Genomic DNA, 9,199 nt, shown 5'->3' on the forward strand with positions numbered 1-9,199 from the left:
CAAGGGCCGTAAGCCGTCACTGACTCCTGAACAAGTGGCTCTGCTGCATCAACGTCTTGAATCTGGCGACTACAAAACCAAGCGAGCATTGGCGAAGGAGTTTGGGATTTCTGCGCCAACGCTGTATCGGTATCAGTAGTAGTTCCAGCTATTTGATATTATTTGTCTATCTATTGAAAATTTTTCTGAGTAAAACAGGGTCGGCATCCTGAACTGAGCTTGCTCCAATTTTATTTGCTGCTAACCGTAAACAGGAATCGACCGATACAAACCAACTTGCCATCAAGTAGTAACTGAACCGATACTGTCGTAATGCGCCGACCCGCACGAACAATACTGGGGACTGCCTGTAACGTACCTATAAATGCTGGCCGCAGGTAATCAAAGGTCATCGTGGAGCATAAGGGCAGCTCATTATCACCACGCTGACGGGCAAGATAGGCGGCGGCGGCCACTTCACCAAAACTCGCGAGAATGCCGCCATGAAACGTGCCAATCATCGGGTTGCCGATATGCGAATCACGAAAGTCCATAAAGTACTGTATTTCTCCATGTTGCATTTCCTCACGAAAACCTAGAAAATCGACAAAAGGCTCGTCACACAATTTTAGTGGGGGTGTTTCCGCGCTCATCTGATTTACTATACTCATATCACTCGCCTCGCGCTTCATTGCTGTCAAAAGAGGGTCCCATCGTGCCGATTGCGAAAGAACCAGTGACAGTAGCCAGTAGCTCACCACTGTCTTCTGCAACCGCTCGGCCCGTGATAAAGGCCACCGTATCGGTTCTACCAATGCAATCCACTATCGCCTTTAAACCTACCGCAGAGGGAATACGTCGCAAAAAATCGACACGCAAATCAATAGTGGCAATCGGCTCTAACGACCGCAATGACGAAAAAATAGATAAGCCGCAAGTCGTATCCAGCAGCGTCACCAAAGCCCCTCGATGCAGTGAGCCTTTACGGTCAGAGAGTTGCTCAGAGAAGGGCATCGTCATCTCGGCATGACCATCGCTCACTGCACCAACACTAATATTGAACATATTGAATAAAGGGTGATTAGTACCAAAAAACGCCTTAGCCATGGTCAGGTGTGCCGTGTTATTACTGTCCATTTTTGAACTCCCGCCATTGCTGGCTGATTTTATTGCGAAAAAATTAGCGGCACGTCTCAAAGTGCAAGGGCGGCATCTGTATAATTACGTTCGGCCTGCATCACCGCCACAATGGCCTCTTCAATGGCGGCATATGGAAAGTTTGTGCTTTCCGAGGCAGACTTCAAACACATGGCTAATGCCGTCCATGCTTTTTCGCAAGCCCTCATTAACAGGGGCAGTCGATATTGCTGTACACTTGCGTCATAGTGAACCGCTTCATCAAGGAATTCAGCGTACATTTTGCGGAAGCCGCCGCCACCTGTGCCACGCTTTTCAATAATTTGGTAGGCAAATCGGGTCGTCCAGTGCCAATCGCCTGTGGCTCCCCAACGACTCAGTTCGGCCAGCCATGTTTCCAGTGCCGATATGCCACTCACAGCTAATGACTTGGCGTTGTCATGGATGACACCGGTAATCATCTCGGGGGTAATTTCGCCTTGAAACGCGGTGGGCGTGAACATATTGCCATAGTGAATAAATGGGGGCTGTGTAGAAAATCGCGCGCGCGTGAGAGCCTGTTCGCTCACGGACAGCACATCAGGGCGCTCAGTGTCAGTAACCAGAATCTCGCCCGTCTCTGGGTTTTTCGACCAGGCCGCAATGGCGTGACCGGGAAAGTGAGTGGTGCTGTTAAAGTAAGGCAGGTAAAAAATATCTGTCAGCAGCAGGGTAGGACGTCCCGCATCCAGGCAGTTGCCAAGCGCTACGGCTGCCAACTCGGGGGAATCGAAAGTTTGCCATTCAAAAGGCATCCCAAGGCTTTGAAATACGCGTGCTTCAAAGCCCAAGGAGCGCACATGCACTAAAAATGGGACAGGGGCCTCCGCCAGCTCCAGGTAAGTCACCCCAAGCCCTGAACCTAATCCAAGGCACATGGCCTCAGAAATAGTCAGCCCATTAAATTCAAGCAGGTCACGAATTGCAGAGCTGCCACAATGTCTCCCGATGGCATGGGTAATTTGAACATCCCGTTTCTTCACAGGTTTTTTGCCTCGTCGTGAAAATCCATATTAAGTATGCCTCTTGTCATCATTTGCCATATGGCATCAGCGATTTGTTCAAGATTGTACTTTCCATTGTCTTTATACCAGGTGGCCGCCCAATTGATGGCGCCTAGGCCAATAAGCCTTAACAGATCCACATCCACATCCTTACGGATAAAACCCTGAGTCTTCAGCTCATTCAGGATGGCGTGCCAATATTGTTCGTATCGGTCTCGTTCGGCGATCATCTGCTCACGTGCGGCACCATGGAGCGAGCGCCACTCAAACAAAAGCACATATACCATATCATCACCAGACATGAGTACATTAAGATGGGCGTGCAGTGCCGATTTCATTTTTTTTAGAGGATCCTGGATCATTGAGGTTGCTTCAATGATCCCGTGGATAGTTCTTTCAATGGCCAGCTGCATCATATCAACCAGAATATCATCCTTACTGCGATAGCGATAATGAAGGCTGCCGGGAAGAATGCCGCAAGCCCTTGCAATTTCTCGGACGCTTGCACGCTCAAAACCCTTTTCCCGGAACAGCCTGGCAGAGGCAGCGAGCACTCTTTCGCGGTCTGTAACTTCGACTCGAGCAGATTCTCGACTTAACACGGCTTCACTCATACTATGGTATCAGACCAATATAATACTCGATTTAGTCGTGTAAAATCTTCCAGCACTTCTGCTTATTTTATGCTGCCGCCGCAATTGGAATGTTAAAAACAATTCGCGAAGCTTCCATGGGGTCCTGGTGCTTGTCATATTCGGTTAGCCAGGCACTAACTTTTTCCGGGATGCCTGTATCACCAGGGTGGAAGCCCGGCTTAAACCAGTCCAGATAGCGTGGAATCAGCTTGGTAATCATGCCGCGTGGTCCATACAGCCGATAAAACCCTTTGGCAAGCACTAAAGGCTGACCGTGCATTTTATCCACCTTTAGCATATGCCAAAGCACAGAACCTACAACTGCATGCATTAGCACTGTGCCTGCAATGAGGGCGGATGTGCGTGTAAAATAGCCGCCACCTGCTGCTTTTTCATACACATCATAGGCCACTGCCTTGTGCTCGACTTCTTCTACCCCGTGCCACATGAACATAGCGCGCATGGCAGGATGGGCGTTCTTGAACATATCACCCTCACCTTCCATAAAGCCTTCGCCCAGTGTGGCCGTAATGTGCTCAAAGGCAGCTGTCATAGCCAGCTGATACTTGATGGGCAGGTATTTTTGTGACAGCCGAATAAAAAGTTTTAATTTTGAGATCGACTTTTCAACATCAATGCCCTGCGTCTGCATTACGGCATTATATTGGTCATGCACGATGCCGTGTTGGGCTTCCTGGCGGAAAAAGTTTTTGATGTCTGCCTTGAGTTGAGGGTCGGTGACCTGCTTTTCATAGTTGCGCACCGACTGAATAAAAAACCGCTCTCCATCAGGAAAGTGAATAGACAGCGCGTCAAAGAAGCGCGTTAACACGGGATCATTATCGTTCCAGAAAACGGGAACGTCACTTAAGGCAAAGCGCGGCTTGCGTGGCTGGATATTGATCATATGAGTCATGGCGAGAGTTTCCTTGTAAAGGCATCGAATGTCTGTAAACCTGCTATCACATTTGACCTTGAGCAATATTTTTCACCTTGGTCAGGCACAGCAAATATCACACAAGAATTCAACGGGTATTGGTCAAATGACCAAATGCATATTTTGAATATATTGGTCGATTGACCAAATGTCAAGCCTGTCCTCAAAATTTGATAGAATGAGTTAACAACGCAGCAGGTGAGCCAGATCATCTTTGACATCGAATATAGCTACCAGACCTTTTGGCAGAGGTGTTTTTTTAATGTTAGTTTTTTTACATTAGAGTGTGTTGACGTTTGAAAATATTGATTGCAAATTGGAGGCAGACTCAGAGAATTAAAGCTCTCCCCATCCGAGTCCACCATGCCACGCTTTATGCTGAACGACCAACATTGAGCAAAGATTTCTCCTATGCTCAAGCAACAGGACATTGATCACAAACCAAATTTACGGCTCACCGTAGAAGCCATGCTCTACAGAATGTGGGTGAAATGTCCATGGCTAGACCTACCTCCTGACTGAGTTTGGTCAGCAGCCTAATCTCTACAAAAGATACAACGACTGGTCAGCAAAAGGTTTTTTCCAAAGCATACTCAGGGTTTTATCTACTGACTCTGATATAGAGTAGGGGTTATGGATAGCAATTACGTCAAGGCACATCAACATAATGCACGTGCTGCAACTCACGATCAGGAGGCGATTGGCTTAAGTCGAGGTAGCAAGACAAGTAAGATCCATCTTGCCGTAGATGGGTATGGATTACCCATCGTGTTTGCGATCACGGGTGGTGAATTACACAAAGCCAAAGCTGCACCTGACTTGCTCTCACAGGTATCTATCGATGCCATTCTGATTAACATCTGAATCAGCGTAATGCAAATCTAGCCTGATGTAGTTTTAAGCTACCCCATCAACGCCTGTACCGCAATCGACTCATCCGCCAACCGCAGTGGATCGACCGCCGTACCAGCCGTGATCAGCTTTTTGCTTAGCATAAACTCCTGCGGACGATTCACACAATCCGCCGCAATCAGGCGACCCGCCTGCAAATAAAACGCTGCAAAGCTACGCCTTTGCTGCACATCACCCCGAATCACGATCTGATCATACCCCTGACTGAGTCCCGCAATCTGCAACTTTAGATCATACTGATCTGACCAAAACCAAGGCAAACTCTTCGAGGTCCGCTGTAAGCCACACAAGGTCGCCGAGGCAATTTTGGCCTGTTCATTGGCGTTTGGTACCGACTCCAAGCGCATCCGCCGCTGATAAATCGGATTAAACGCATTGGCACAATCCCCGATGGCCACAATCTCTGGCGCACTGGTACGGCAATACTCATCAATCACAATACCATTGTCCACCTGCAAGCCCGCGTCCAGCGCCAACTCGATATTCGGTACAACCCCGACCCCGATGATCACCAGATCTGCATCGAACATCGAACCATCGGCACACAGCACCGCTTGCGCCCGCCCCTCACCCGTGATCGCCGTGACCGACACACCGGTATGAATCGTCACACCCTGTTCGCGATGAATCCGCGTATAAAAGTCCGACACTTCCGGTGCAGTTACCCGCTGCAAAATCCGCTCGGCGGCTTCCAAGACCACCACCTGCATGCCCTGCTCGGTCAATGCGGCGGCTGTTTCAAGACCGATATAGCCACCACCGATCACCACTGCTTTGCCGTTGGGTTGTACAAATGGCTGGATAGCCTGTACATCGCTGATATTTCTAAGATAATGCACACCTGCCAAATCAGACCCAGCCAGCGACACCGTCCTGACTCGTGCACCGGTACACAGCGCCAACTGGTCATACGCAAGCGTACTGCCATCTTGTAGTGTCACGCTGCGCGCTGCCCGATCAATCGCAACCACCCGCCCGTGCCGAAATTCGATCTGATTTTTTTGATAAAAAGCGGCTGGCCGAATCAATAACTCATCGACCAGTTGTGCACCGCATAAAAAGGTCTTGGACAACGGCGGTCGATGATACGGCAAATACGGCTCATCGCCGATCACCACAATCTCGCCCTGCCAGCCATCTGGCCGCAGACTTGCCGCCAACTGCGCCGCAGCATGACTTGCGCCAATGATGACGATTGTTTGCATATGAATTCACTCAGTTCATGGTTGATGCACAGCATCAATTGTTGCCGACGACAGTTGCAAAATGCCTCTGTCGCCTATTTTGATACCTACGCTTTGGCAGTCAGTTTGACCATCATCTTGGCATAGCCGCGCACAAAGTTAGACTGCACCAACTCTGGCTCACCCAATACCTCAATATTGTCGAAGCGAAGCAATAACTCCTCCCACAGAATCCGCAACTGCATCTCGGCCAAGCGATTGCCCATACAGCGATGCACACCAAAGCCAAATGACAAATGATTGCGTGCACCTTTACGATCAATCAAAAACGCATCTGGCTGTTCAATCACCCGCTCGTCACGATTGCCCGAGGCATACCACATTAAGATCTTGTCGCCCTTACGGATGGTTTGGCCGTGCATCTCGATGTCTTGCTTGGCGATGCGACGCATATACGCCAGTGGGGTCTGCCAGCGAATGATCTCGGACACCATATTTGGAATCAGGCTCGGTTGGTTTTTCAGTTTGACAAACTGCTCAGGAAACAGGTTCAGCGCATATACCCCGCCGGTCATGGAGTTCCGCGTGGTGTCATTCCCACCGACAATCAGCAAGGCCAAATTGCCCAAAAACTCCATCGGACGGTGAATCAAATCCTTGGTATCGTCATTGCTCAGCATTAAGCTAATCAAATCAAATCCCATCGGCTCACCTGCCGCTTGCTGAGCCGCCTTGGCATGCCACAGCGCGGCAAACTGCTTGGCCATATCAGCGGCGGCATTAAAAAGCACATCGTTGTCGCTAATCTCACCGCCCGTGGCTTCTGCGCTGCCCGCCAACGTATCAGACCAGTACACCAGCTTGTGCCGCTGTTCATACGGAAAATCTAACAAGGTCGCCAGCATGCGTGCGGTGATTTCTTTGGACACCCGCTCCACCCAATCAAACGGCGTATCGAGCGGCAAATCATCCAAAATCTCTTGTACCCGACTGCGGATCAGCCCTTCCATTTCTTTTAAATTTTTCGGTGCGACCACACCTTGTACCGCTTGACGCTGCACATCGTGCTTAGGCGGATCCATTGCAATAAACATTTCCACATCCAGTCCGGCGGGCGGCTTGCCAATCACAATCACCGGTTCCGCCGAAAACAGCTCGTGGGATTTGTCCACGAACACAATATCGTCATAACGGGTAATCGACCAAAATGCACCGAATGGACTGCTTTTTTGGTAATGAACAGGACGCTCGTCGCGTAGCCGCTTAAAGTATGACTGCCATTGATGCTGTCGATATAAAAACGGATTGCTCATATCGATGTCTTCGAGCTTGAGCGTGGCAACATCGGGGATTGGCTTTTCTACAAAATCAGGGAACGGTTGCGCCTGTGTCACCCGTTGCTTGACCTTTTGGAACACCTGCATGCCTTTCACTTGTAAATGCATGGGTATCGGCAGCAGGGCTGAAATTTGGTTTAGTGTGGCTTGCATGTTTTTCATGATTCATTCCTCAATGATGATGCTTAACAGCTGTTGAAATCTGCCGTCACTACATTTGAAACTCAGGCAAATGCACCACCATGCCATCCATTGCATCGGACAATTGAATCTGGCACGCCAAACGAGACGACGCCGTACCTTCTGGTACCATCTCTAGCATGCGCGCCTCTTCGTCATTGGGCTGTCCTGTCGCCGCCAGCCAAGCACCGTCAACGATCACATGACAGGTTCCACAAGCACATTCGCCACCGCAATCTCCATCAATGCCGGATACGCCGTGATCGATAGCCAGTTGCATCAGCGACTTGCCCGCTTCGATGTCAAGTACGGTGGCGGTACCGTCATACTCGATCAATGTAATTTGACCCATTATTACTACTCCTGTGTGGTATACGGTTGCTGGTGACGCCGATGAAAATAGCCATCCCTCTTTACTCATAATAGACATGTATCCATACTGCTTACAGGTCTCTTGTTGACAATATAGGGTCATTAAAAGACGATTATGGCGCTGTAGCCCCATCGTCGATTGCATTTTTCTAGTCGATGTTCTTTCATACTGGTCTGTTATTGAGGTGTTTGAGCCATGTTGCATCCAAGTCTGCTGACTGGTCTCGCCAGTACAAGTGAATCTGCTAATATCCCCTGTAGCTATACCCGTCTGATTGGCCGAGAGCTGGACTTGCAGGCGCGTGACCTACCTAAACTATTAAAATTCACCACGCTGACCGCTGAACAACTGATGCGTGACGACACGATGATCACGGCCAGCCAACAGATTCAAATCTTACAAAATAGCTTGGAGTTGTCCGCATCCGATCAGTTTGGCTTGCGTTTAGGGCAGCGGCTCACGCCGTCAACACATGGCTCGATGGGCTTTTTAATCAATAGCAGCCCGAACTTATTGGCCGTGTTACAAGCGTTTCAAACTTTTTTGCCGACCCGTATGAGTTTGATTAGGCTCGAAACACACACCAATGCTGAGTGGACGACCTGCTTGATTTTCTTTGAGCAGACCTTGAGTCATGCAGTACATCGGCTACTGTCCGAAACTGTTGCGGTGATTTTTTCGGAATGTGCCGAATTTATTGTTGGACGACCGCTGACCGAGGCGGTGATTCAGTTTAGCCATCCCGCCCCCGATCATCATGCCTGTTACGCGGATTATCTTGCCGGTACCTATCAGTTTGATCAGCCACAACTGTCGATCCGAGTGCCGACCGAGTTGTGCTTGATTGCCAATGCATCCGCGCAGCACGATAGCTATCTGCTGGCGATGCAACAATGCGAAATGATCCTCAACCGGCTCAAGACCCAACAACACAGCACCACCTACCAAGTGCAAAAAGCCATGCTGTCCTATCCGCTCGGGCAACTGAGTGAAGAGGATCTGGCTGCAGCCTTGTTTATGAATAAGCGTACGCTGGCCAGACGTCTGGTCAAAGAGAACACGAGTTACCGGCTGATTCGAGATCGGATTTTATCTGAGAAAGCCAGTAGTTATTTACATGACCCTCAAATATCGGTCGAGGCAATTGCCAGCTTACTGAATTACCACGACTCTGCTAATTTTCGGCGCGCGTTTAAACGCTGGTTTGGTGTATCACCAAGTGCTTATCGGCGAAAAATCACCCATCGGCAAGAAGAAAATGACCTGAGAGAATGAGGTTGTTCGTATGATTGTTAATACGTTGAAACATCAATACGCCCTAGAAAAATACCTTAAAACGCTATGTCAGAGATGGCAATCATATGGCAGCCCTCCACTTCCAATCCGATAACCTCAACTCAACCCAACGCTTGCAACCCGCTGTGAACTCTGTAGAGGTTTTAATTCCCATTGCAGCCCATCCACCGTCAATGTCTTCAGTTA

10 protein-coding genes are annotated in these 9,199 nt (G+C 49.3%); 2 read left to right on the forward strand and 8 right to left on the reverse strand.

The window, feature by feature from the left end:
* Nucleotides 1-230 precede the first annotated feature (230 nt).
* The 5 genes from N5J47_RS17865 to N5J47_RS17885 form a co-directional block, all read right to left on the reverse strand.
* Nucleotides 231-650: a PaaI family thioesterase gene (locus N5J47_RS17865; RefSeq protein ID WP_000029507.1), complete on the reverse strand. Its 420-nt coding sequence runs from the start codon at nt 648-650 to the stop codon at nt 231-233.
* Nucleotide 651: 1 nt separating this feature from the next.
* On the reverse strand, nt 652-1,116 hold the full coding sequence (locus tag N5J47_RS17870; RefSeq protein ID WP_000378064.1) for a PaaI family thioesterase: 465 nt from the start codon (nt 1,114-1,116) through the stop codon (nt 652-654).
* A 56-nt stretch (nt 1,117-1,172) separates the two neighbouring features.
* Nucleotides 1,173-2,138: a BtrH N-terminal domain-containing protein gene (locus N5J47_RS17875; protein ID WP_279961389.1), complete on the reverse strand. Its 966-nt coding sequence runs from the start codon at nt 2,136-2,138 to the stop codon at nt 1,173-1,175.
* Nucleotides 2,135-2,761, reverse strand: a complete 627-nt coding sequence (locus N5J47_RS17880) for a TetR/AcrR family transcriptional regulator (protein WP_026472015.1) — start codon at nt 2,759-2,761, stop codon at nt 2,135-2,137. The genes N5J47_RS17875 and N5J47_RS17880 overlap by 4 nt, the downstream gene beginning before the upstream one ends.
* 79 nt (nt 2,762-2,840) lie before the next feature.
* Complete coding sequence (locus N5J47_RS17885) at nt 2,841-3,710, reverse strand: metal-dependent hydrolase (protein ID WP_279961388.1); 870 nt, start codon at nt 3,708-3,710, stop codon at nt 2,841-2,843.
* 654 nt (nt 3,711-4,364) lie between these two features.
* Between N5J47_RS17885 and N5J47_RS17890 the strand changes: the two genes are divergently transcribed.
* Nucleotides 4,365-4,595 carry an IS5 family transposase gene (locus N5J47_RS17890; RefSeq protein WP_004656998.1) on the forward strand — a complete coding sequence of 77 codons (231 nt, stop codon included), beginning with the start codon at nt 4,365-4,367 and terminating at the stop codon, nt 4,593-4,595.
* Nucleotides 4,596-4,633: 38 nt separating this feature from the next.
* On the opposite strand, the gene N5J47_RS17895 is transcribed toward N5J47_RS17890, so the two are convergent.
* From N5J47_RS17895 to N5J47_RS17905, 3 genes are all read right to left on the reverse strand, one after another.
* The gene (locus N5J47_RS17895) at nt 4,634-5,848 is read right to left on the reverse strand and encodes an FAD-dependent oxidoreductase (protein ID WP_001193555.1); all 1,215 of its coding nucleotides are present in this window, start codon (nt 5,846-5,848) and stop codon (nt 4,634-4,636) included.
* An 86-nt stretch (nt 5,849-5,934) separates the two neighbouring features.
* Nucleotides 5,935-7,326, reverse strand: a complete 1,392-nt coding sequence (locus N5J47_RS17900) for a cytochrome P450 (RefSeq protein ID WP_004658516.1) — start codon at nt 7,324-7,326, stop codon at nt 5,935-5,937.
* A gap of 49 nt (nt 7,327-7,375) precedes the next feature.
* Nucleotides 7,376-7,696 carry a 2Fe-2S iron-sulfur cluster-binding protein gene (locus tag N5J47_RS17905; protein ID WP_004658513.1) on the reverse strand — a complete coding sequence of 107 codons (321 nt, stop codon included), beginning with the start codon at nt 7,694-7,696 and terminating at the stop codon, nt 7,376-7,378.
* Nucleotides 7,697-7,912: 216 nt separating this feature from the next.
* Between N5J47_RS17905 and N5J47_RS17910 the strand changes: the two genes are divergently transcribed.
* Entirely contained in the window at nt 7,913-8,992 is a 1,080-nt protein-coding gene (locus N5J47_RS17910; RefSeq protein WP_004658508.1) for an AraC family transcriptional regulator, read from the forward strand.
* Nucleotides 8,993-9,199 lie beyond the last annotated feature (207 nt).

It is taken from the genome of Acinetobacter sp. GD03645, assembly GCF_029845285.1.
GTDB lineage: Bacteria > Pseudomonadota > Gammaproteobacteria > Pseudomonadales > Moraxellaceae > Acinetobacter > Acinetobacter corruptisaponis.